The sequence below is a fragment of the Paracoccus aestuariivivens genome (assembly GCF_009711225.1).
In the GTDB taxonomy this organism is placed as follows: domain Bacteria; phylum Pseudomonadota; class Alphaproteobacteria; order Rhodobacterales; family Rhodobacteraceae; genus Paracoccus; species Paracoccus aestuariivivens.
In genome coordinates this window covers 42,128-62,929 of record NZ_WMIE01000021.1, presented here as the reverse complement: position 1 = coordinate 62,929, position 20,802 = coordinate 42,128, and the positions used below count along the sequence as shown (strand labels likewise).

The 20,802-nt window shown below is 59.9% G+C and carries 25 protein-coding genes and 1 pseudogene; 16 read left to right on the top strand and 10 right to left on the bottom strand.

Annotated elements, in window-relative coordinates:
• From GL286_RS19290 to GL286_RS22665, 4 genes and pseudogenes are all read left to right on the top strand, one after another.
• A partial coding sequence (locus tag GL286_RS19290; protein ID WP_170295300.1) for an ATP-binding protein occupies positions 1 to 169 on the top strand: 169 nt, incomplete at its 5' end.
• 10 nt (positions 170 to 179) lie between these two features.
• Positions 180 to 842 carry an IS110 family RNA-guided transposase gene (locus GL286_RS19285; protein ID WP_343038940.1) on the top strand — a complete coding sequence of 221 codons (663 nt, stop codon included), beginning with the start codon at positions 180 to 182 and terminating at the stop codon, positions 840 to 842.
• 14 nt (positions 843 to 856) lie between these two features.
• The gene (locus GL286_RS22345) at positions 857 to 1,078 is read left to right on the top strand and encodes a hypothetical protein (RefSeq protein ID WP_211596426.1); all 222 of its coding nucleotides are present in this window, start codon (positions 857 to 859) and stop codon (positions 1,076 to 1,078) included.
• Between the two features lie 281 nt (positions 1,079 to 1,359).
• A pseudogene (locus GL286_RS22665) lies at positions 1,360 to 1,558 on the top strand (IS30 family transposase); the annotation flags it as partial.
• A gap of 827 nt (positions 1,559 to 2,385) precedes the next feature.
• Here GL286_RS22665 and GL286_RS19275 read toward each other — a convergent pair.
• Both GL286_RS19275 and GL286_RS19270 read right to left on the bottom strand, forming a co-directional pair.
• Positions 2,386 to 2,871, bottom strand: a complete 486-nt coding sequence (locus GL286_RS19275; protein ID WP_170295299.1) for a hypothetical protein — start codon at positions 2,869 to 2,871, stop codon at positions 2,386 to 2,388.
• A 140-nt stretch (positions 2,872 to 3,011) separates the two neighbouring features.
• The gene (locus GL286_RS19270; RefSeq protein WP_155097207.1) at positions 3,012 to 4,235 is read right to left on the bottom strand and encodes a glutathionylspermidine synthase family protein; all 1,224 of its coding nucleotides are present in this window, start codon (positions 4,233 to 4,235) and stop codon (positions 3,012 to 3,014) included.
• Positions 4,236 to 4,439: 204 nt separating this feature from the next.
• On the opposite strand from GL286_RS19270, the gene GL286_RS19265 reads away from it, so the two are divergent.
• From GL286_RS19265 to GL286_RS19245, 5 genes are read left to right on the top strand one after another with little or no spacing between them, the layout of a single operon-like run.
• Complete coding sequence (locus tag GL286_RS19265) at positions 4,440 to 6,029, top strand: ABC transporter substrate-binding protein (RefSeq protein WP_155097206.1); 1,590 nt, start codon at positions 4,440 to 4,442, stop codon at positions 6,027 to 6,029.
• 3 nt (positions 6,030 to 6,032) lie between these two features.
• Positions 6,033 to 7,133, top strand: a complete 1,101-nt coding sequence (locus tag GL286_RS19260) for an ABC transporter permease (RefSeq protein ID WP_425496103.1) — start codon at positions 6,033 to 6,035, stop codon at positions 7,131 to 7,133.
• A complete protein-coding gene (nikC, locus tag GL286_RS19255) occupies positions 7,130 to 8,038 on the top strand; it encodes a nickel transporter permease (protein WP_155097205.1) in 909 nt (302 codons plus the stop codon). Before GL286_RS19260 ends, nikC begins: the two co-directional genes overlap by 4 nt.
• Positions 8,035 to 8,892, top strand: coding sequence for an ABC transporter ATP-binding protein (locus tag GL286_RS19250; protein ID WP_155097204.1), 858 nt, complete (start codon positions 8,035 to 8,037; stop codon positions 8,890 to 8,892). The genes nikC and GL286_RS19250 overlap by 4 nt, the downstream gene beginning before the upstream one ends.
• A gap of 44 nt (positions 8,893 to 8,936) precedes the next feature.
• Positions 8,937 to 9,710, top strand: a complete 774-nt coding sequence (locus GL286_RS19245; RefSeq protein ID WP_155097203.1) for an ABC transporter ATP-binding protein — start codon at positions 8,937 to 8,939, stop codon at positions 9,708 to 9,710.
• On the opposite strand, the gene GL286_RS19240 is transcribed toward GL286_RS19245, so the two are convergent.
• The 4 genes from GL286_RS19240 to GL286_RS19225 are packed head-to-tail and all read right to left on the bottom strand — an operon-like array spanning position 9,688 to position 13,109.
• Complete coding sequence (locus GL286_RS19240) at positions 9,688 to 10,518, bottom strand: metal ABC transporter permease (protein WP_155097202.1); 831 nt, start codon at positions 10,516 to 10,518, stop codon at positions 9,688 to 9,690. The genes GL286_RS19245 and GL286_RS19240 overlap by 23 nt on opposite strands.
• On the bottom strand, positions 10,515 to 11,375 hold the full coding sequence (locus GL286_RS19235) for a metal ABC transporter permease (protein WP_155097201.1): 861 nt from the start codon (positions 11,373 to 11,375) through the stop codon (positions 10,515 to 10,517). The genes GL286_RS19240 and GL286_RS19235 overlap by 4 nt, the downstream gene beginning before the upstream one ends.
• Complete coding sequence (locus GL286_RS19230) at positions 11,372 to 12,229, bottom strand: manganese/iron ABC transporter ATP-binding protein (RefSeq protein WP_155097200.1); 858 nt, start codon at positions 12,227 to 12,229, stop codon at positions 11,372 to 11,374. Before GL286_RS19230 ends, GL286_RS19235 begins: the two co-directional genes overlap by 4 nt.
• Entirely contained in the window at positions 12,222 to 13,109 is an 888-nt protein-coding gene (locus tag GL286_RS19225) for a metal ABC transporter substrate-binding protein (RefSeq protein ID WP_155097199.1), read from the bottom strand. The genes GL286_RS19230 and GL286_RS19225 overlap by 8 nt, the downstream gene beginning before the upstream one ends.
• 91 nt (positions 13,110 to 13,200) lie before the next feature.
• On the opposite strand from GL286_RS19225, the gene GL286_RS19220 reads away from it, so the two are divergent.
• Both GL286_RS19220 and GL286_RS19215 read left to right on the top strand, forming a co-directional pair.
• Positions 13,201 to 13,623, top strand: coding sequence for a Fur family transcriptional regulator (locus GL286_RS19220; protein ID WP_155097198.1), 423 nt, complete (start codon positions 13,201 to 13,203; stop codon positions 13,621 to 13,623).
• Positions 13,620 to 13,979, top strand: coding sequence for a YigZ family protein (locus GL286_RS19215; RefSeq protein ID WP_155097197.1), 360 nt, complete (start codon positions 13,620 to 13,622; stop codon positions 13,977 to 13,979). Before GL286_RS19220 ends, GL286_RS19215 begins: the two co-directional genes overlap by 4 nt.
• On the opposite strand, the gene GL286_RS19210 is transcribed toward GL286_RS19215, so the two are convergent.
• A complete protein-coding gene (locus GL286_RS19210) occupies positions 13,970 to 14,338 on the bottom strand; it encodes a DUF2237 family protein (RefSeq protein ID WP_155097196.1) in 369 nt (122 codons plus the stop codon). The two genes, GL286_RS19215 and GL286_RS19210, sit on opposite strands and share 10 nt — an antisense overlap.
• A 19-nt stretch (positions 14,339 to 14,357) precedes the next feature.
• Positions 14,358 to 15,059 (bottom strand): aminoacyl-tRNA hydrolase, encoded by a 702-nt coding sequence (pth, locus tag GL286_RS19205; protein ID WP_155097195.1) that lies wholly within the window; start codon positions 15,057 to 15,059, stop codon positions 14,358 to 14,360.
• 194 nt (positions 15,060 to 15,253) lie between these two features.
• Between pth and GL286_RS19200 the strand changes: the two genes are divergently transcribed.
• The 5 genes from GL286_RS19200 (at position 15,254) to GL286_RS19180 (ending at position 18,838) form a co-directional block, all read left to right on the top strand.
• A complete protein-coding gene (locus GL286_RS19200; protein WP_155097194.1) occupies positions 15,254 to 15,883 on the top strand; it encodes an ATP-dependent Clp protease proteolytic subunit in 630 nt (209 codons plus the stop codon).
• 160 nt (positions 15,884 to 16,043) lie between these two features.
• Complete coding sequence (gene clpX, locus GL286_RS19195) at positions 16,044 to 17,309, top strand: ATP-dependent Clp protease ATP-binding subunit ClpX (RefSeq protein ID WP_155097193.1); 1,266 nt, start codon at positions 16,044 to 16,046, stop codon at positions 17,307 to 17,309.
• Positions 17,310 to 17,489: 180 nt separating this feature from the next.
• Entirely contained in the window at positions 17,490 to 17,864 is a 375-nt protein-coding gene (locus tag GL286_RS19190; protein WP_155097192.1) for an NADH:ubiquinone oxidoreductase subunit NDUFA12, read from the top strand.
• A gap of 3 nt (positions 17,865 to 17,867) precedes the next feature.
• Positions 17,868 to 18,335, top strand: a complete 468-nt coding sequence (mlaD, locus tag GL286_RS19185; protein WP_155097191.1) for an outer membrane lipid asymmetry maintenance protein MlaD — start codon at positions 17,868 to 17,870, stop codon at positions 18,333 to 18,335.
• The gene (locus tag GL286_RS19180) at positions 18,332 to 18,838 is read left to right on the top strand and encodes a DUF2155 domain-containing protein (protein ID WP_155097190.1); all 507 of its coding nucleotides are present in this window, start codon (positions 18,332 to 18,334) and stop codon (positions 18,836 to 18,838) included. Before mlaD ends, GL286_RS19180 begins: the two co-directional genes overlap by 4 nt.
• Here the strand turns inward: GL286_RS19180 and aat are convergent.
• Entirely contained in the window at positions 18,802 to 19,437 is a 636-nt protein-coding gene (aat, locus tag GL286_RS19175) for a leucyl/phenylalanyl-tRNA--protein transferase (protein WP_155097189.1), read from the bottom strand. The two genes, GL286_RS19180 and aat, sit on opposite strands and share 37 nt — an antisense overlap.
• A gap of 7 nt (positions 19,438 to 19,444) precedes the next feature.
• A complete protein-coding gene (accC, locus tag GL286_RS19170) occupies positions 19,445 to 20,800 on the bottom strand; it encodes an acetyl-CoA carboxylase biotin carboxylase subunit (RefSeq protein ID WP_155097188.1) in 1,356 nt (451 codons plus the stop codon).
• Positions 20,801 to 20,802 lie beyond the last annotated feature (2 nt).

Below are 20,802 nucleotides of genomic sequence, written 5' to 3'. Positions count from 1 at the left end.
ATGGGCGACAGTCTTTGGGGATGCAAAGATGACCACCGCGCTGCTCGATCGCCTCACCCATCGCTGCCACATCCTGGAAACGGGAAACGACAGCTTCCGCTTTAAGGCCAGCTCAGCTGCATTGGCGACGAAAAAGAAGGAGACCACACACACATTGACCAAAGCATGACCCGAATTCCATAGTCAGCGATGGCTCACTTCTCGGTGAAAATCCCGGCTCAGTTCTGGGTGGAAATCAACACCGGAACACCTCTCCGGGCCATGAGGTTCGGCCTATCCCGCCGATCTATGTGAAACCCTTCCTGAAGCGGCACAAGAATGACGCGGCTGATGCCGAGGCCATCACTGAAGCGACGGTCCGCCCGACGTTGCGCTTTGTTCCGATCAAAACCGCTGAGCAGCAATCCCGTGCGAAGGTCTTCAAAACCCGAGACATGCTGGTCCGCCAGCGCAATCAGATCATAAATGCGCTGCGTGGGCAAATGATGGAATATGGCATCACGGCCCCTGCCGGCCTGACCTTTGTTCTTAAGCTAACCCAGGAGATCGAGGCGCACGAAACTGAATTGCCTCCAATCACCGTCGAGTTGGTTCAGTTGCATCTCGAGCAACTCAAGCAATGCAGTGAAAAAATCGCCATCGTCGAGCGCCATCTGAAGGAGGAAGCACGCCGTGATCCGGAAGCGATCCGGTTGCGAACCGCGCCGGGCATAGGGCCGGTCAGCGCCATGGCCCTTAAGGCATTCGGTCCGGATATGGGGAGTTTCCGGCGTGGTCGCGACTTCGCGGCATGGCCCGGGCTCGTTCCCTTGCAGAAATCCACCGGCGGCGGCAGAGGCTAGGAAAGACATCAAAGATGGGCCAGCGCGACGTCCGGCGATTGCTGGTTATCGGTGCAATGACCCGAATCCGCTGGGCTCTCAAGAATGGCGCGCCGAAAGGTTCATGGCTGAAGCGGATTCTCGAGCGTAAGCCACGCCTGGTCGTTGCCATCGCTCTGGCCAACAAGACCGCTCGCGCGATCTGGGCGATAATGACAAGCCAGGAGGAATATCGGAGAGCGACGACAGCAGGCTGAATGCCGCGGTGGTCAACCCGATGATGTGAGGAGGTCATCCGAACCGTAAGGACAAGAGATCATCAAGATCGAGCTCGGGAAAACCAGACCCTCCCAGAGGATCACTCGCCCGCGACATTGATTTGGACCCGACCTTCGCATCGCCATACCGGCCAGCGGCACGCGAACGGCCGCATCTCAAAGGCCTGACACATGACCGCACCGATCTCGAATTCGAAGCGCGCCGAATAATCCCTGTATCAAACGGGGTATCCACACATGGGGTGGTGACCTCATCCCGGATCCCGGGACGCCACAGGTCTGCCATAGGCACCCTAGTCGAGAAGAAAACCCGTTTCACGATACTTTTGCATCTGCCGAGGCAGTCCGGCTATGGCAGGGGAAACTCGCAAGAAGAACGGTTCCGCATTGGCGGGACATGGCATCGAGGCTGTCGGTGATGCGATCATAGCGGCGATGGCCAAGCATCCGGGCCAACTCGTGGCCGTGAGAAATACTTGGATGAAAAACACCGGCTGAGGCCTTGGCGGAACACCTGAAAGTACGCAACCTCGCCGTCGCGACGACCGGTTGAATTCGCCTTGCAGACCGCGGTTGGAATGGCAGTTCGAACCGGGGGCGGATCGGCGGTTCCGGAGCGCCGGGCGCAGCGCATCGACCGCAAGGTTACTCACGCGGCGGTCAGACATCGATCATCCGAGAATCTCCATCGTGGCGTTCGCCATCAAGCTTGGACCGATGGTGCCACAATGGCTCGCTCCTTGACCGCCACGAGGTAGAGCCAGAACTCGCTGGTCGGAACATAGCTGATATAGGCGAGTCAGATCCGATCTGGCATCGCGGCGTGGAGGTTCTGCTTCAGAAGGTTCCAGGTAATGCTGGATTGGTGGTGGCTGTGCATCCTCATCTAGCCCGTCGTCTCGTCGTTGTCAGAGGGGCTTTCAGGGATGTTGCACCAATCATGAGTGTAGGCGGATCGGCCGCGCCATCGGCCAAACCAAGCATCATTCGGACAAACACCCCATCGAACAGTTCCGATATCGTTGTGCGAGAGCGACTGGTCAATATCGTTCCCGCGGGCGTTCGAAGTTTAGGCGCGGATAAGTTTCGCCGCAGGATAACTTCCACGCTGTTCGTCCGGACGATTGAACTTTCAGCGGTGGATGCGGCTGGATCGACTGGTGGTATGTGGGCGAAATCGCCCCGCTTCTTGTCGTAGAGGACGCGGGACTGCTCGAAAGAAATGGTTTTGATGGCATTGTGCAATTGACTGGCTTCGGGGAAGTTTAATTAATCACATGTTCTATTTAAGTGCCTGTATTAACTTGTTTTTTTATTTCGTGCGCGTCGGCAGCCGGCGCGAGGCATTGGAAGTCGTCCCGAAACGGATCATTTACAGATTCATCTAGAAGTCGGGTGCCAGCCAAAAGGCCTGTGTTGCTTCGCTTGCTTGCAGGGATCGAGGCGCGGAGAGCGCGGCGGTATCCCGACCTGTCGACCCTGACCAGAGATGATCGTTGGGTCATCACCTTTGCCGAGGCAGGTTTTAGTCGCGACGGCAGATCCGGAATATGCCAACGGGTTGATGCTTTTCGGACTTTGTCGCTATCTGCTCCGCGCATCGGGATAAACAGCATGGAAAGCGTCTGGCCCATCTGCTGGCAGGTATGGTCTATGGCTATTGCGTGAAGGCGAATTGCAGCGGTCGGCCGGTGCGGTTTGATCGGATTTTGGTGGGCTTCACCGATGATTTTTCTGTGGAGCGCATCCTTGACGGAAAGGGATAGGTCCACGACGGGTCGCCCACTCTTGCCGAACTGCCAAGGCATATTGACGACGCGGCTGCAGCGATCCGGATGACCTGAGCCCGCTTCGGGGTCATCCGAAATCCGGTATCTGACAACCGACAAGCGATACCTGTAGATCCGCGTAGTTAACCAAGTATGAATGACGGTTTGAAGCGCGAAAGGTTGTGGGTGATGCGCGAGCGGTCTTCGCGCAGGCCGATGCCGCAGCAGGTCTCACCGACGATCCACGAGCCAATGACCGGATGGAAGCCGTCATAGACCGGCAACGGAGCCAACGCTTGCGCGATCAACGGGTGATGCGAATAGGTGTCGTCCTGCGTCTGGGCCGTGGCCTGTCCGGCCTCATAAATCGTGATACCTGCACCTTCGCGCGAGAAGATCGGCTTGGTGACATAGCCATTCGACAGTTGCGGTTGGGCGACCTCGAATGCCTTGGCGATCTGTTGGGCCGGTGCGCCGCCGCTCAGCGCATCGCGGATATCGTCGTGGAAGAATGCGGGCAGCAGGTTCGGGTGACCGGGGAACAACTGCCATAGAAGCGCCATGATGCCCTTGTTCGACAACACGGCCTTCCACGGCGGTTCGACGAAACGCGTTCCCGAAGATTGCAAGAAGGGCGCGAAGTCGTCGCGCAGCATGTCCTCCCACGGGTACAGCTTGAACAGCGCGCCGATCACGCGCGACTGGTCATCGGCGAATTGGTCGTCCTCGGTCAGGCCGATCTGGGCAAGGTCGGTGAAATGGGCGCCAAGACCCGCCTCGCGCGCGGCCCATGCAAGGGTTTCGACGGTGGCGTAATCCTCGGGGTTCTGGGCGTCGGCGGTGAAATGCACATCCTCGGCCGGAGCGAAGATCGCGGCAAAGCGGTCGACCAAGGCCTCGTGGATGCCGTTGAACTGGTCGGCATCCGCGGCAAGGACGCCGAGCGCTTGCTGCTGCTCGAACCACAGCCATTGGAACGATGCGGATTCGTAAAGCGAGGTCGGAGTGTCGGCATTGTATTCCAGCAATTTCGCCGGACCCTTGCCGTCATAGGACAGGTCCAGCCTGCCATAAAGCTCGGGCTCACCTCGCGACCAGCTGGCGGCGATAAAATCATGATGCTCGTCAGGGATGGCCAGACGCCTGAGCCATTCCTCGTCGCGGACGGCGGTCGCGACGGCCTCGCGGCACATGGCGTGAAGTTCGTTGGATGGCGCCTCGATGTCCTCTTCAATCTCGCGAAGGGTGAATTGATAGGCACTCGTTTCGTCCCAATACGGCTCTCCGGCCATGTCGGCGAATGTGAAACCCAGCTTTTCGGCCTCGTCGCGCCAGTCGGGGCGCTCGGGCAAATTGTGCTTGTCCATGTTCTCTCCTTGAGCAGGAGATGGAGGAGCCTGCCAGATTGTGCAAGTCCACAGGGCAGTGGCGACATGCCGCGCCGATCCGCAGCGCTTAATTTTGCAACAAATTGAACCGGCTCATGTGGGACTTGCCGGACGCGATTCTTCACGCCAAGCTGCCTGTATTCAAGCCCCGCCAGAACGGGGTGCGACAACAGGGAAACTAAAATGAAACATCTTTCGCTTCGTGCGATACTGCTGGCGACCGCCGTGTCGATGGCCCCTGCGGCCTATGCCGAAACTCCGGCGGATACGCTGGTCGTCGCGGCCCAGATCGACGACATCATCAGCCTTGATCCGGCGCAAAGCTTTGAATTCTCGGGCACGGATGTCGATAACAACCTGTATGACCGGCTTGTCGATTTCGATCCGATGGATATGGCTGCGGGCTTCAAGCCCAGTCTTGCCGAGGGCTGGGAGGTCAGCGAGGACGGCAAGACGATCACCATGACCCTGCGCGATGGCGTGAAGTTCCACTCGGGCAATCCTGTCCGTGCCGAGGACGCCGCATGGTCGCTGCAACGCGCGGTCAAGCTGAACAAATCGCCCGCCTTCATCCTGAACCAATTCGGCTTCACGCCCGAAAACGTTGACCAGATGGTGTCCTTTGACGGCAACAAGCTGATCCTGAAACTGGACCAGCCCTATGCCCAATCCTTCGTGCTGAACTGCCTTGCCTCGAATGTGGCATCGGTCGTCGACAAGGAAACCGTCATGGGCCATGTCGAGGGCGAAGACTTCGGAAATGCCTGGCTTTCGACCAACGAGGCAGGCTCGGGACCGTACACCTTGGGGACATGGCGTCCGAACGAGGCCGTGCAGTTCGTCGCTTATGAGGATTACTGGCAGGGCGCGCCCGCGATGAAGCGCGTTATCGTGCGCCATGTGCAGGAAAGCAGCGCCCAACGATTGCTGCTGGAGCAAGGCGATATCGACGTCGCGCGCAACCTGACACCGACCGATGTGGACGGCATCTCGGGCAATGACAAGCTGGTGATCGGGACCGAGCCGCGCGGCCGGATCATGTATATGGGCCTGAGCCAGAAAGACCCGCTGCTGTCCAAGCCCGAAGTCGTCGAGGCGATGAAATATCTGGTCGATTACAAAGGGATCGAGGACAGCTTCCTGAAGGGGCAGTTCAAGACGCACCAGAACTTCCTGCCGGAAGGCTATCTGGGGGCATCGGACGAGAATCCCTGGACCTATGACATCGAGAAGGCGAAAAAGATCCTGACCGATGCAGGGATCACCTCGGGGACGGTGAAGACCGCCGTGCGTGATATCCGCGAATATGTCGATGTCGCGCAGACCTTGCAGGCCTCGATGGCGCAGGTCGGCCTGACGCTGGAGATCCAGCAGATGACGGGCGCGCAGGTGCTGGACGCCTATCGTGCGCGGCAGGTTCCGATCTTCATCGGCGAATGGGGTCCGGATTATGCCGACCCGAACACCAATGCCTCGACCTTCGCCTATAACCCGAACAATGCCGATGACGCGAAGTTGTCCTATCTGGCTTGGCGCAATTCGTGGGCCGTGCCGGAAGATATGAACAAGGCGACGGTTGCCGCCACGATCGAGGGCAATACCGAGAAACGCGTCCAGATGTATCTGGATATCCAGAAGGAATATCGCGAGATCGCGCCGATCGTTCCGTTGTTCCAGCGTATCGAGCAGGCTGGCATCCAGAAGAATGTCAAAAACTGGGTTGCCGGTGGTGCGGTCAGTTCGGTCTTCTACCGTCAGGTCACGAAGGAATAGGATGTGACCAATCCCGACATGGTGAACGGGCCGGGGCAGGCGGGCCTGCCTCCGGTGAAAGGCGGCATGCCCGGTTTAGGGCCTAGCCGCTGGCGCCGAAGGGCCAAAAGCGTCGGAGGCGTTGCTGTATCGCTGGTCCTGACGCTTCTGGGGCTGCTGCTGGTCACCTTTATCATCGGTCGTGTCATGCCGATCGATCCGGTGCTGAAGGTGGTCGGCGAGCGCGCGACACAGGCCCAGTATGACGCGGCCTATCAGGCCATGGGTCTGGATCGCCCGTTATGGGACCAGTTCCTGCGCTATATGGCCGAGGTTTTGCGCGGCGATTTCGGGCGCTCGATCTCGACCGGTCACCCTGTCGTGGAGGATTTGAAACGGGTGTTTCCGGCGACGTTCGAACTGGCGTTGCTGGGAACACTGATCGGCGTTTTTGTCGGCGTGCCTTTGGGAGTTATCGCCGCCGCGCAACGTGGCGGCTGGATCGACCAGATCGCGCGGGTCGTGGCGCTGGTCGGATATTCGATGCCGATCTTCTGGCTGGGACTGATGGGGTTGTTGCTGTTTTACGGCATCCTTGGTTGGGTCGGCGGGCCGGGGCGGCAGGGCATCATCTTTGACGGCTTCGTTCCGACCGTAACGGGAATGATCCTTGTCGACAGTCTGATTGCCCGAGACTGGGCCGCCTTCCGCGATGCATTCAGCCATATCATCCTGCCTGCCAGCCTGCTTGGTTATTTCAGCCTTGCCTATATCAGCCGCATGACGCGCAGCTTCATGCTTGAACAGCTTTCCGCTGAATATATCACCACCGCCCGCGTCAAGGGCCTCAGCGAGTGGCGGGTGATCTGGGGTCATGCGTTCCGCAATATCTTCGTGCCGTTGATCACTGTTATCGCGCTGAGCTTCGGTTCCTTGCTGGAGGGATCGGTCCTGACCGAGATCGTTTTCAGTTGGCCCGGCATTGGCCAATACATCACCAAGGCATTGCTCGCGGGTGATATGAACGCCGTACTTGGCGGAACGGTTCTGATCGGGACCTGTTTCGTCGCGCTGAACCTGATCTCTGACATCCTTTACCGCGTGCTGGACCCGAGAGCGAAATGACCGACCTGACCACACGCGCATGGCTTTTGTCCGATGCCCCCCAGACCCGCAGGCAAGCGAGGCTGGGCGCATTCTATCAGGGTTGGCTGACCTTCAAGGCGAACCGGCTCGCGATGTTCGGGCTGGTGATCCTGATCCTGCTGTTGCTGATGGCGGCATTCGCGCCTTGGATCGCGCCGCAAAATCCTGTTGCCCAGAACCTTGCCGAACGGTTGAAGCCTCCGTCCTCGGCGCATTGGCTGGGGACGGATTCACTGGGCCGCGATATCCTGTCCCGCCTGATCCACGGTTCGCGGGTCACGCTGTTCATCGTGGGCACCGTGGCCTTGATCGCGCCGGTGATCGGGCTGTTCGTCGGCACGGTCGCGGGCTTTGCCGGTGGCTGGGTCGATCAGGTGCTGATGCGGATCACCGATATCTTTCTGGCCTTCCCCAAGCTGATCCTCGCGCTGGCATTCGTCGCGGCGTTGGGGCCGGGGATCGGTAATGCGGTGCTGGCGCTTGCCATCACCTCGTGGCCGCCCTACGCGCGTCTGGCGCGGGCCGAGACGCTGACCATCCGCAACGCGGATTACATCGCGGCAGCACGCTTGCAAGGTGCGGGACCGCTGCGGCTGCTGATCGGCCATATCTGGCCCCTATGCATTTCCTCTCTGATCGTCCGCGTGGCGCTGGATATGGCAGGCATTATCCTTTCGGCAGCGGGGCTTGGCTTTCTGGGGCTTGGTGCGCAGCCGCCGATGCCCGAGTGGGGTGCGATGATCTCGGACGGGCGGACCTATATTCTGGATTTCTGGTGGGTCGCGGCGATGCCCGGCATGGCGATTTTTATCGTCAGTCTGGCCTTTAACCTGTTGGGCGACGGTTTGCGCGACGTGCTTGACCCGAAAGGGGCCAAAGAATGACCGATACCCTGCTTTCCGTCAGCAATTTGCGCGTCAGCTTCCCGACCCGCTCGGGTGTTTTCGAGGCCGTCCGTGGCGTTAGTTTCGATCTGGGGCGAGAGCGGCTGGGCGTCGTCGGAGAATCCGGCTCGGGCAAATCCATGACCGGTCGGGCCATTCTTGGACTTGTCCGCCCGCCGGGAAAAGTCACCGCCGGCCGGTTGGAGCTGAACGGCCAGTCGATCCTGAACCTGCCCGAAAAACAGATGCGGGCTATCCGTGGCTCGCGCATCAGCATGGTGATGCAGGACCCCAAGTTCAGCCTCAACCCCGTGATGACCGTCGGTCAGCAGATCATGGAAAGCTATCGCCTTCATTCCGGTCAAAGCGGACGGGCCGCGCGGGAAAAGGCGTTGGGCATGCTGCACGCTGTCCAGATCCGCGACCCCGAGAGGGTGTTCGACGCCTATCCGCACGAGGTCTCGGGCGGGATGGGGCAACGCATCATGATCGCGATGATGCTTGCCCCCGATCCCCAGATCCTGATTGCGGACGAACCAACCTCGGCGCTGGACGTGTCGGTTCGCAACGAGGTGCTGCGCATCATGGATAAGCTGGTCAGCGATCGTGGCATGGGGCTGATTTTCATCAGCCATGACCTGAACCTTGTGGCGCAGTTTTGCGACCGTGTGCTGATCATGTATGCGGGACGTGTGGTCGAGGAACTTGCCGCAAAAGACCTGCATAACGCCCGTCATCCCTATACGCGTGGTCTGCTTGAGAGCCTGCCTCGTCTCGACCATGCGGTCGAGCGGCTGTCCGTTCTTGAGCGCCAAGATGGCTGGCGCGACGAAATCCGCCCGAATGGCGCATAAGATGGTGCGCCATTTCGTGAACATCCAATTGCAGGGCCCGCCAAATGCTGAAGGTTGAAGATCTGAATGTCTGGTTCGGCGATCACCATGAACGCGTGCATGCCGTCCGTTCAGCCTCGTTCACCGTCGGGACGGGGGAGAGCTTCGGACTTGTGGGCGAAAGCGGTTCGGGCAAATCCACCATTCTGCGCGCGATCACCGGCCTTTTCGGTAGCTGGTCTGGTCTGGTCGAGGTCGCGGGGCAGCGGGTGTCGGGCCGCCACCGCTCGCGTGCCTTCCACAAAGCCGTGCAGATGGTGTTCCAAGACCCCTACGCGAGCCTGCATCCGCGCCACTCTGTCGACCGCGTCCTGTCAGAGACATTGCATCTGCAAGGGATGGACCAGATCGACGCGCGGATCACCCGATTGCTCGACTCGGTCGGGTTAGGGCGGGGGTTCCGCTTCCGTTATCCGCATCAACTGTCGGGCGGTCAACGTCAGCGGGTTGCCATCGCGCGGGCCCTGGCTGCCGAACCACGGCTGTTGTTGCTGGATGAGCCGACCTCGGCTTTGGATGTCAGCGTACAGGCTGAAATCCTGAACCTGCTTTCGGACTTGCGCAAGGAACGTGGCCTGACCTTCGTGATGGTGAGCCACGATCTGTCGGTGGTGGCCCATATGTGTGATCGGTTGGCCGTCATGCGCGGTGGCGAGGTGGTCGAGCAGATGCAGGCGGCGACCTTGCGCTCGGGGGACGCACAAACCGGATATGCCCGCGACCTGTTGGCCGCGAGCAGCAGCTACCGGCGGGAAACTACGCCCGACCCAGCCGCCTGACCGTGTAGTTGCGCCACAGAAAGGCCAGTGCGAACAGCGAGATCAGCACCAGAACCACGGTCGGGGCAGGCGCGCTGTCCAGCCAGAAGCTGGCCCAGACACCGCTGACGGTCGAGAATGCGGCGATGCTCACGGCAAGTCCCAACATCGCCGACAACCGCCGTGTTACCAGAAAGGCAATCGCTCCGGGTGCGATCAGCAGGGCCACCGACAGAATGATCCCGACCGAACTGAGCATTGCGACCACCGTGGCCGAGATCATCGCCAGCAATCCGTAATCCAGCCACCGCAGCGCCAGTCCCGACACGCGCGCCTGAACGGGATCGAACGAGGCGAGTGCCAGATCGCGCCATTTCAGTACGATCAGCAACCCGACCACGCCAGAGATCATGGCGGCAAGGCGCAGATCCTCGGGACCGATCCCTAGCATGTTCCCGAACAGGATGTGATCCAGATGCAGGTCAGACGGAATGGCGGTGTAAAGCACCACGCCAAGTCCGAACATTCCCGACATCACTACACCCAGAACGGTGTCGCGTTTGACCCTGCTGTTTTCTTGCAGCCAACCGGCCAGCAGCGCCGATCCCAACCCCGCGACAAAGGCCCCGATGATCAGGGGTAGGTTCAGGACATAGGCGATGACGACTCCGGGCAGGATGGCATGGCTGACAGCATCCCCCATCAGGGACCAACCGCGCAGCACCAGAAAACACGACAAAAGTCCCGCCGGAACAGAGATCATCAGCCCGATCAGCGCCGCATCACGCATGAAGGGAAAGGAAAAGGGCAGGCTGATCAAATCTATCATGCGGCGTCCTCGATTGCGGCGCGTCCGCGTCGGCGGGCCGCCAAAAGCCCGTGCTTGGGTGCGAAGAAGAACGCCAGCAGGAAGATCGCGGTTTGCAGGCAGACGATTACGCCACCAGTTGCACCATCCAGAAAGAACGAGACATAGGCCCCAAGCGCCGAGGTCGCCGCTCCGATGGTGACTGACAGGACGATCAGGCGCGGAAAGCGGTCGGTCAGCAGATAGGCGGTCGCACCGGGGGTCACGACCAGCGCAACAACCAGAAATGCGCCGACGGTCTGCATCGCGGCGACCGTGCAACCCGCAAGCAATGTGAAGAAGACGACGCGCAGAAGGCCGGGGCGCAAGCCAATGGTGCGGGCGTGGTTTTCGTCAAAGAAAACAACCAGAAAATCGCGCCATTTAAGGCTGAGAATCAACAGAGAAACCCCTCCGATCAGCGCCAGCTGCAATGTGTCCGCCGGGCTGATTGCAAGAATATTGCCCATGGTGATGGTCTGGATCGAGACCGCCATCGGATTGAGCGAGACCATGAACAGGCCCAGTCCGAAAAAACCGGTGAAAATCAGACCGATAATCGCGTCTTCCTTGAGGCCGGTGCGCTGGTTCAGGAACAGCATCGCGAGCGCGGCCAAGCCTCCCGACAGGAATGCCCCAAGCGCAAAGGGTAGGCCCAGCATGTAAGCGCCCGCGACACCGGGGACGATCGCGTGGCTTAGAGCGTCTCCGATCAGGGACCACCCCTTGAGCATCAGATAGGCCGACAGAAATGCACAGACCGCGCCGACAAGCGCCGAGACCCAGATCGCATCGGTCATGTAGCTGTATTCGAACGGGATCAGCAGAGTTTTGATCATTTGCCGCTGGCCTCGGTGCTGCGCTGACGGCCGTCGTAGAACACCAGCGGGCGCTCTTCGTCCGATAGCAGGGTGACGCCGCGCGGGTCGTCGTCCGCATGCAACTGCTGGGCGCCGATCACGAAGTGCCGCAATACTCCGCCAAAGGTCAGGCGCAGGTTGTCCTGTGTAAAGACCTCGGCGGTGGGGCCATCGGCCAGCACCGTGCCCTTGACCAGCACGACGCGGTCGCAGAATTCGGGCACCGAACCAAGATCGTGGGTCGAAACCAGCATCACCCGTCCCTCGTCGCGCATCTGGCGCATGAGGGTGATAATCGCCTCTTCGGTTTTGACATCGACTCCCGTAAAGGGCTCGTCCAGCAAGATGACCTGACTGCCCTGCGCCAAGGCACGCGCAAGGAACACACGCTTTTTCTGGCCACCGGACAATTCACCGATCTGGCGGTGACGGAAGTCCTGCATGCCGACGCGGTCCAATGCGGTATTGACCGCATCGCGGTCGGTCTTACGGGCGCGACGCAGGAAACCCATATGACCGTAGCGGCCCATCATCACCACATCCTCGACAAGGACGGGGAAGGTCCAGTCGACCTCCTCGGATTGGGGGACATAGGCGATCAGATTTCGGCGCAGCGCCTCGGTGACGGTCATGCCCAACACCCGCACCGTACCGCGCGCCGCTGGAACAAACCCCATCAATGCCTTGAACAACGTAGATTTTCCGGCCCCGTTCACACCTACCAGCGCGGTGACCGAGCCGGTCGGGACCGTGAAGCTTGCATCCCTGAGCGCGGTGAAACCGTTGCGGTAGGTGACGGTCAGTCCGCTCGCCTCGATTCCCAATTCAGACATGGCTCAGCCCTGCCACGATTGTTTCCGACGTGACGCGCAACAGATCCAGATAGGTCGGAACCGGGCCGTCGGCCTCTGACAGGCTGTCCACGTACAGCAATCCGCCATATGTCGCGCCGGTCTCGGAGGCGATTTGGCGCGCAGGACGATCCGAGATGGTGCTTTCCGAGAACACGACCGGAATCTGGTGCTGCCTGATCGCATCGACAACCTTGCGGACCTGCTGCGGAGTGCCTTGGGCATCGGCGTTGATCGGCCACAGATACATTTCATTCAGATGGAAATCGCGCGCCAGATAGGAAAACGCCCCTTCCGAAGTCACCAGCCAGCGCCGCTGTTCTGGCAGGGCGCGGGCCTGATCGCGCAGCGGGGCGATGGTCGCGGCGATGCGGTCCTTGTAACCGGCGGCATTGGCGCGGTAATCGGCCTCTCCTGCAGGGTCCAGCTTGCTCAACGCAGCCGCGATATTGTCGATGTAGATCATCGCGGAATCGAGCGCCATCCATGCATGTGGATTGGGTTTGCCCTTGTAGCTTCCACCCGAGATCGGCATCGGTTCGATCCCATCGGTCAACGTGGCCGAAGGCAGATCGCCCAGATTGCGCAGGAATTGTTCGAACCACAGTTCCAGATTCAGCCCGTTGCGCAGGATCAGATCCGCATCCCGCACGCCGACCAGATCGCTGGGGGTCGGTTCATAATTGTGGATCTCGGCTCCGGGTTTGGTGATCGAGACGATCTCGGCGCGATCCATCGCCACGTTTCGGGCCATGTCGGCCAGAATGGTGAAAGTCGTAGCTACCTTGGGCCGTCGCGCCTGTCCCAGCGCCGGAGCAGCCAGTGTGGCAAATGCGGTCCCAAGAAAAGTCCTGCGTAACATTCTACCCCCAATTTTATGCCCAAGTTATCTGCGAATGGTTCTCAACTGTCAAGCCAGTTGTAATTCATTCTCAACTGAGGGAAAAGAAGGCATGGATCACGAAGCCCGAGCCCAAGCATTCGAAAACGCGCTACGGCGCGCCGGTATCCGCATCACCCGCCAGCGTGCGGCGCTGCTGCGGGTCCTAGCCTTGGCCGAGGATCACCCTGATGCGAACCAGCTTTTCCATCGTGCGACCAAGGCAGGCGCGGGCGTGTCCCTTGCGACGGTCTACCGCACTCTATCCGCGCTCGAAGCGCAGGGCGTCATCCTGAAGGTCGAATTCGAGGGCGAGCCAGCCCGCTTCGAGCCAGCAGATGGCAAGCATCACGATCACATGATTGATGTTGATTCCGGCGAAGTGACCGAATTCGTCAGCGAGCGGATCGAAAAGCTTCAAGCCGAGATCGCTGCTGAACTGGGCTACGAGATCGTACGCCACCGCTTGGAACTATACGTCCGCAAAAAGCCATGACTCTGCGGATTTATGACAAAATCATCTCGGATCGCGGGTCGCGCTATGCTGTCTCGGGGGCTCCGGCGTGTAACAGGGCCGAGGTCGGTGCGGTCCTGACGGAACTGCGGCAGAACAAGAAATTCGACAAGGCGACGCACAACACATGGGCCGCCATCCTGTCAGGGGAAGGCGTAAAGGACGATGACGGCGAATCCGGCGCGGGCCAGATCATTCTGCAAATGCTGGAGCGTGCCGGTCTGACAGACCATGTCGTCATCGTCACGCGCTGGTATGGCGGCAAGCATCTGGGTGGCGACCGTTTTCGCCACGTCGTCGATGCTGTCCGCCATTACCTCGGACAGGTTCAGCCCTGAATAGCGTGTGCCTCAAGAAGTTCCAGCGGGACGATTTCCAGACTGCGCTGATGGGTCGCTTCGAGCACGACCTGAGGCGTGGCAAATTCCTGCGCTGCCTGTAGGAAGCGCGTTGCGCATAGGCACCAGCGATCACCCGGTTTCAAACCGGCAAAGCGGAATTCGGGCCGCGGTGTACTAAGGTCGTTGCCCAGATATTTCGAGACCGCCAGAAACTCGGCCGTTGCAATGACGCAGACCGTGTGGCGGCCCGCATCCTCGGGACCGGTATTGCAGCAGCCGTCGCGATAGAATCCGGTCAGCGGATCGGTCGAGCAGGGGGCAAGTGGGCCTCCAAGGACATTGAGTGGCTGGTCCATGTACGCTCTCCTTTCTGGCCTATCGAAAGCGGTCGCCGAGCGCGCGCAGACGATCAGACAGGCTTTGTGGTGCCTCGGTGACGGCCGGAGGCGCTTTTGCGGCGGGGTCTTTGGCTTTCGTCTCGGGCTGTGGCCGTGTGCCGCTGTTGCGGGGCGGTGCTACCCGAGCCGCGACGGCGTTCATGAAGCGCGCATCATCGCCCGAGGCCAGCGAGGCGGCACCGTCCGAAATGCCGCGCAACAGATCGTCGAGGCCGTTTTCTTCGGCTTTGGCGAAGTCCGACAGCACATATCCCGCGACGCGGTCCTTGTGTCCGGGGTGACCGATTCCGATGCGCAAGCGACGATAGGCCTCGCCGATATGCTGATGAATCGAACGCAGACCATTATGGCCCGCATGTCCGCCGCCAAGTTTCAGCTTGGCCTTGCCGGGCGGCAGGTCCAACTCGTCATGCAGAACAATGACATCGGCGGGTTCCAGCTTGAGATAGCGCATCGCTTCGCCGACCGATTGGCCCGAAAGGTTCATGAACGTGCCGGGTTTGAGCAATGCGACCCGCATATCACCTAGGCGTCCCTCAGAGAGTTCGCCTTGAAATCTGGCCTTCCACGGCCCAAATCCGTGGTCCGACGCGATGCGGTCCAACGCCATGAAGCCGACATTGTGGCGATTTTTTTCGTATTTCGGGCCCGGATTGCCCAAGCCGACGATCAGTTTCATCAGTTTCTCCGTAACTTGGGCATAGGATACCGGCTTGGTTCGGAAGGAGCAAATTCTTACGCTCTCTTGTCCTCGCGGTCCGGCGTTACTAAGACTCTCTCAACGTTTCGCCGTTACGAGAGTGCCACCGTGGCATATTTCAGGGACGAATCGCGAAACGGGCAGGCCTGGCAGGGATAAAAGCAAGGAAAGACATGCAAGATCCGGCAGAATTCTACATGAACACGCTCGTCCCCATGGTCGTCGAACAGACCAGCCGGGGCGAACGGGCCTATGACATCTTCTCTCGCTTGCTGAAGGAACGGATCATTTTCCTGTCTGGGCCGGTGCATGATGGCATGGCCACGCTGATTTCGGCGCAGCTGCTGTTCCTTGAAGCGGAAAATCCGAACAAGGACATCAGCATGTACATCAACAGCCCGGGCGGCGTCGTGACCGCCGGTCTGTCGATCTACGACACGATGCAATACATCAAGCCCCGCGTTTCTACGCTGGTCGTGGGGCAGGCGGCCTCGATGGGATCGCTGCTGCTGTGTGCAGGCCAGCCCGGTCAGCGCTTCTCGCTGCCCAATAGCCGCGTCATGGTCCACCAGCCCTCGGGCGGGTTCCAGGGGCAGGCAACCGACATCCTGATCCACGCGCGCGAGACGGAAAAGCTTAAGCGCCGGCTGAACGAGATCTATGTCCAGCACACCGGCCGCACCCTTGAGGAGGTCGAGGAAGCGCTTGAACGCGACCGCTTCATGTCCCCCGAAGAGGCGAAGGAATGGGGCCTGATCGACGAAATCCTTGTCGCACGCGGCAAGGCCGAACCCGCGGCGTAGTTGTCTCCTTCCTATGAAGGAGCAGACTTTTTTGGGGATTGTGACGAGCAAGTGCGGCTCGTAACATGGCCCTAACGCAAGACGCGGCCCCGGCCGCAGGACAAACAGGCGGACGTCCGGCGATTGTGCTGGTCGTCCGGGCATAACGAGGATCGAACTGATGGCCAATCCGACCGGCGGCGACAGCAAAAACACGCTTTACTGCAGCTTCTGCGGCAAGAGCCAGCATGAAGTGCGTAAGCTGATTGCCGGTCCCACCGTTTTCATCTGCGATGAATGCGTTGAACTTTGCATGGACATCATCCGGGAAGAAACCAAGTCTTCGGCCCTGAAATCGGGCGATGGCGTTCCCAGTCCGCGCGAGATCTGCAATGTTCTTGATGATTATGTGATCGGACAGGAACATGCCAAACGCGTGCTTTCGGTTGCTGTCCACAACCACTATAAACGGCTGAACCACAGCTCGAAAACCGATATCGAGCTGGCCAAGTCGAACATCCTTCTGATCGGCCCGACCGGTTGCGGCAAGACGCTGCTTGCGCAGACGCTGGCCCGCATCCTTGACGTACCCTTCACCATGGCCGATGCCACCACCCTGACCGAGGCGGGTTACGTTGGCGAGGATGTCGAAAACATCATCCTGAAGCTTCTGCAGGCGTCGGAATATAACGTCGAGCGGGCGCAGCGCGGCATCGTCTATATCGACGAGGTCGACAAGATCACCCGCAAGTCCGACAACCCCTCGATTACCCGCGACGTTTCGGGCGAGGGCGTGCAGCAGGCTCTGCTGAAGATCATGGAAGGGACCGTCGCAAGCGTTCCGCCGCAAGGTGGCCGCAAGCATCCGCAGCAGGAATTCCTGCAGGTGGACACCACGAACATCCTGTTCATCTGTGGTGGCGCGTTCGCGGGGCTTGATCGGATCATCTCGCAGCGCAACAAGGGCACGGCGATGGGCTTTGGTGCCGCGGTCAAGGAAAACGACGACAAGGGCGTCGGCGAAACCTTCAAGCAGCTCGAACCCGAGGATCTGCTGAAATTCGGCCTGATCCCGGAATTCGTTGGCCGTCTTCCCGTCATCGCTACCTTGGGCGATCTGGACGAAGACGCATTGATTGCGATCCTCACCAAGCCGAAAAATGCTTTGGTGAAGCAGTATCAGCGCCTGTTCGATCTTGAGGATGTGAAGCTGACCTTTACCGACGATGCCTTGGTCGCGATCTCGCGTCGGGCCATCAAGCGCAAAACCGGCGCCCGCGGCCTGCGCTCGATCATGGAGGATATCCTGCTGGATACCATGTTCGAACTGCCGGGGCTCGACAGCGTCGAAGAGGTCGTGGTGAACGAAGAGGCGGTCGACAACCCGAACGCGACGCCGCTGCTGATCCATACAGATGCGAAGAAAGAAACGGCGACTGCAGGTTAATCGACTGCTCGCCATCAGTTTCAGGGGCCCGTACCGGTAACGGCGCGGGCCCTTTTCCGTTGAGGCCCGATTATCGGCAGCGCTTTGCCTTTCGGCATGAGGGAAATGCGCGCAATCTCTGGACCTCGGGCGCGGTTTGCGCCATATCTCGGCCAACTCCGAATGACGAGGTTCGCTTCCATGTCCTTTTTGCTGCGCGTTCTGACCTGGTGGAACAGCCAGACGATCAACACCCAAGTCTGGACCAAACTTTACGGCGAGAAAGTGGGCGAGGACGATCAAGGTAACGTCTACTACCAGTCGGGCGGTGGCAAACGCCGTTGGGTGATCTATAACGGCGAAGCCGAGGCAAGCCGTGTTTCGCCGGTCTGGCATGGCTGGTTGCACCACACCTATAAGCAACCGCCGACTACTGAACCTTTGGCCCATAAGACGTGGGAAAAAGAGCATAAGCCGAACCTGACAGGTACCTCGGGGGCGTATCACCCCGCCGGATCTTTGTACCGCGCCGAGCCGGCAGAACGTCGCGACTACGACGCCTGGCAGCCTGAGTAACCGATGCAAAGCGCCGCAGAACGGGTCGAACTCTGGGTCGGGGCAGCAATCCTTCTGACCGCTGCGGGCTTTCTGTACTGGTCCACTGCGGGCAACAGCGTTGCCCGTGGTCTGGGTTCCGAAACCTATGAACTGCGCGCCGCCTTTCCCAACGTCGACGGGATCGAGATCGGAACGGATGTTCGCGTGGCAGGCGTCAAAGTTGGTCGCGTAAGTGCCGTGGATCTGGACCCCGCGACCTATCTCGCGGAAGCCAAGCTGCGCATCCCGTCTGCGATCCAGCTTCCCACCGACAGCGCCGCCCTGATCCAGACCGACGGCTTGCTGGGCGGTTCCTATATCGAACTGCAACCCGGTGGTGCCGTTGACAATCTGGCCCCGGGGGACGAGATCGAGGATGTGCAGGGTGCGGTCAGCCTGTTGTCGCTGATGATGAAATTTGTCGATGCCCAAGCCGGAGATGACAAATGAAACGGACACTGATCGGCATTGCTATCTGCGCGACGCTCATGGCCTCAAATCCCGCACTGGCGCAGGACGAAGAAGAAGTGCCTTCGGTACAGGGCGAAGATTTTTCGATGGATCCGGCGCTGAGCGAGGACCCGAATGCCATCGTCGTCCCCGAGCTTTCGGCAGCCGAACGACAGGCGGCGATTGCTGCGGCGCGTGGTCCCGAAACGGCCAAAGCCAGCGGAGCGGAATTGCGCGGTCTGGATAAGGTGACCGGCCAACTTCTGGATTTCCATCTTGCTGCGGGTGAAATGGCCGAATTCGGCCGCCTGCAGGTTACGTTGGGCGAGTGCCGTTTTCCTGCCAAAGACCCGGAAGCCGACGCCTATGCCGAGCTGACGGTGTTCGACAAGCGTGTAAACCAGACGGTATTTTCCGGCTGGATGATCGCTTCGGCTCCTGCGCTTTCGGCGATGGATGATCCGCGTTACGACGTCTGGGTCATGTCCTGCAGCAAAAGCTGAAGGTCAGGTAGCGGCGTGGCCGTAAACTTGGCGTCGATCATTATTGCGCGTAGCAGAGCGCGGCGATAGGCCGAACGCGGTATCGAATAGCCGCCCATCGAGACCAGATGTTCGGTCCTATACTGCGTATCCCACAGCCGAAAGCCCGTGCGCTTCAACTGATACGACATCCAGATCAGCGCGGCCTTAGAGGCATTGGTTCGGCGCGAGAACATGCTTTCGCCGAAAAACGCGCCACCCAGTGAAATGCCATAGGTGCCGCCGATCAGCTCGTCGCCCTCGTAGATCTCAAGCGAATGGGCATTCCCCATGCGGAAAAGCTGCATGTAAAGATCGATCAGCGGGCCGTTGATCCAGGTCTCTTCACGGTCCGCGCAGCCGGCGATGACGCCCGAGAAATCCTGATTGATGCTCGCGCGCCAGTTCGACTTGCGCAGGAAGCGCCGCATCGAGCGCGAGATATGCACCCCCCCGACCGGAAGAACTCCGCGTTCGGGGGGGTCGAACCAGTATAGTTGGGTATCCAATGCCGACTCTGCCATGGGAAAGACACCTTGGGCGTATGCCTGTAGCAATCTTTCCGCAGTCAGCAGCGTCATTACGGTTTCAGCTATCCTGTTTTGCCATTTGGGCGAGCCAGCGTTCCAGCCAGTGGATCGAGTAATCGCCCTTCTGGATGTCGGGGTTCTGCAGAAGCGCGACGAACAGCGGAACGGTGGTGTCCACGCCATCGACGATCAATTCGCCAAGAGCGCGCTCAAGACGGGCCAAGGCTTCCTGACGGTCGCGGCCATGCACGATCAGCTTGCCGATCAGGCTGTCATAGTATGGCGGGATCTTGTAACCGTCGTAAATCGCCGAATCCATCCGCACACCAAGTCCACCCGGAGCATGGTAATGCGTGATCTTGCCCGGAGAAGGGGTAAAATTCGGCAATTTTTCTGCATTTATCCGGACTTCGATGGAATGGCCCCGGATTTTCAGGTCTTCCTGACGGAATTCCATTTCCTCGCCAGCGGCGACAAGGATTTGCTGGCGAACAAGATCGACGTCAAAGATTGCTTCGGTCACCGGATGTTCGACCTGCAAGCGGGTGTTCATCTCGATGAAATAGAACTCGCCGTCTTCGAACAGGAATTCGATCGTTCCCGCACCGCGATAGCCCAGTTTCGACATCGCATCGGCGCAGATCTTGCCGATACGGGCGCGCTGTTCGGGGGTGATGACGGGGCCGGGGGCCTCTTCCAGCACCTTCTGGTGGCGGCGCTGCAACGAGCAGTCGCGTTCACCCAAGTGGACCGCGCGGCCACGACCGTCACCGAAGACCTGAATCTCGATATGGCGCGGGCGCTGCAGGTATTTCTCGATATAGACTTCGTCATTGCCGAAGGCGGCCTTGGATTCGCTTCGCGCGGTGCGGAAGGCATTCTCTAGGCTTGCCTCGTCGAGCGCGACTTTCATGCCGCGACCACCACCACCCGCAGTGGCCTTGATAATAACGGGATAGCCGATTTCAGCCGCGACGCGCTTGGCTGCAGCTACATCCGGAACGCCGCCATCCGATCCCGGAACGACCGGAATCCCAAGGGATTTGGCGGTTTCCTTGGCGGTGATCTTGTCGCCCATGATGCGGATATGCTCGGCCGAAGGGCCGATGAAGGCGATATCGTGGTCCTCGACCATCTGGACGAAGCCTGCGTTTTCCGACAGGAACCCGTATCCCGGATGGATCGCTTGCGCGCCGGTGATCTCGCAGGCCGCGATGATCGCGGACATCGACAGGTAGCTTTCGGACGATGAAGGCGGGCCGATACAAACCGATTCGTCGGCCATGCGCACATGCATGGCGTCGGTGTCGGCGGTCGAATGCACCGCGACCGAGGCGATGCCCATCTCGCGGCAGGCACGGATCACCCGCAGGGCGATCTCGCCGCGATTGGCGATCAGGATCTTGTCGAACATCA

What these genes read in the sequence shown, in the direction of transcription:
- GL286_RS19200 (WP_155097194.1), top strand. Translation starts at nt 15,254, where the DNA reads ATGCAAGATCCGGCAGAATTCTACATGAACACGCTCGTCCCCATGGTC.
- GL286_RS19220 (WP_155097198.1), top strand. Translation starts at nt 13,201, where the DNA reads ATGGATCACGAAGCCCGAGCCCAAGCATTCGAAAACGCGCTACGGCGC.
- mlaD (WP_155097191.1), top strand. Translation starts at nt 17,868, where the DNA reads ATGCAAAGCGCCGCAGAACGGGTCGAACTCTGGGTCGGGGCAGCAATC.
- accC (WP_155097188.1), bottom strand. Translation starts at nt 20,800, where the DNA reads ATGTTCGACAAGATCCTGATCGCCAATCGCGGCGAGATCGCCCTGCGG.
- GL286_RS19190 (WP_155097192.1), top strand. Translation starts at nt 17,490, where the DNA reads ATGTCCTTTTTGCTGCGCGTTCTGACCTGGTGGAACAGCCAGACGATC.
- GL286_RS19215 (WP_155097197.1), top strand. Translation starts at nt 13,620, where the DNA reads ATGACTCTGCGGATTTATGACAAAATCATCTCGGATCGCGGGTCGCGC.
- GL286_RS22345 (WP_211596426.1), top strand. Translation starts at nt 857, where the DNA reads ATGGGCCAGCGCGACGTCCGGCGATTGCTGGTTATCGGTGCAATGACC.
- GL286_RS19230 (WP_155097200.1), bottom strand. Translation starts at nt 12,229, where the DNA reads ATGTCTGAATTGGGAATCGAGGCGAGCGGACTGACCGTCACCTACCGC.
- GL286_RS19265 (WP_155097206.1), top strand. Translation starts at nt 4,440, where the DNA reads ATGAAACATCTTTCGCTTCGTGCGATACTGCTGGCGACCGCCGTGTCG.
- nikC (WP_155097205.1), top strand. Translation starts at nt 7,130, where the DNA reads ATGACCGACCTGACCACACGCGCATGGCTTTTGTCCGATGCCCCCCAG.
- pth (WP_155097195.1), bottom strand. Translation starts at nt 15,059, where the DNA reads ATGAAACTGATCGTCGGCTTGGGCAATCCGGGCCCGAAATACGAAAAA.
- GL286_RS19270 (WP_155097207.1), bottom strand. Translation starts at nt 4,235, where the DNA reads ATGGACAAGCACAATTTGCCCGAGCGCCCCGACTGGCGCGACGAGGCC.
- GL286_RS19225 (WP_155097199.1), bottom strand. Translation starts at nt 13,109, where the DNA reads ATGTTACGCAGGACTTTTCTTGGGACCGCATTTGCCACACTGGCTGCT.
- GL286_RS19235 (WP_155097201.1), bottom strand. Translation starts at nt 11,375, where the DNA reads ATGATCAAAACTCTGCTGATCCCGTTCGAATACAGCTACATGACCGAT.
- GL286_RS19240 (WP_155097202.1), bottom strand. Translation starts at nt 10,518, where the DNA reads ATGATAGATTTGATCAGCCTGCCCTTTTCCTTTCCCTTCATGCGTGAT.
- GL286_RS19250 (WP_155097204.1), top strand. Translation starts at nt 8,035, where the DNA reads ATGACCGATACCCTGCTTTCCGTCAGCAATTTGCGCGTCAGCTTCCCG.
- aat (WP_155097189.1), bottom strand. Translation starts at nt 19,437, where the DNA reads ATGACGCTGCTGACTGCGGAAAGATTGCTACAGGCATACGCCCAAGGT.
- GL286_RS19245 (WP_155097203.1), top strand. Translation starts at nt 8,937, where the DNA reads ATGCTGAAGGTTGAAGATCTGAATGTCTGGTTCGGCGATCACCATGAA.
- GL286_RS19180 (WP_155097190.1), top strand. Translation starts at nt 18,332, where the DNA reads ATGAAACGGACACTGATCGGCATTGCTATCTGCGCGACGCTCATGGCC.
- GL286_RS19210 (WP_155097196.1), bottom strand. Translation starts at nt 14,338, where the DNA reads ATGGACCAGCCACTCAATGTCCTTGGAGGCCCACTTGCCCCCTGCTCG.
- clpX (WP_155097193.1), top strand. Translation starts at nt 16,044, where the DNA reads ATGGCCAATCCGACCGGCGGCGACAGCAAAAACACGCTTTACTGCAGC.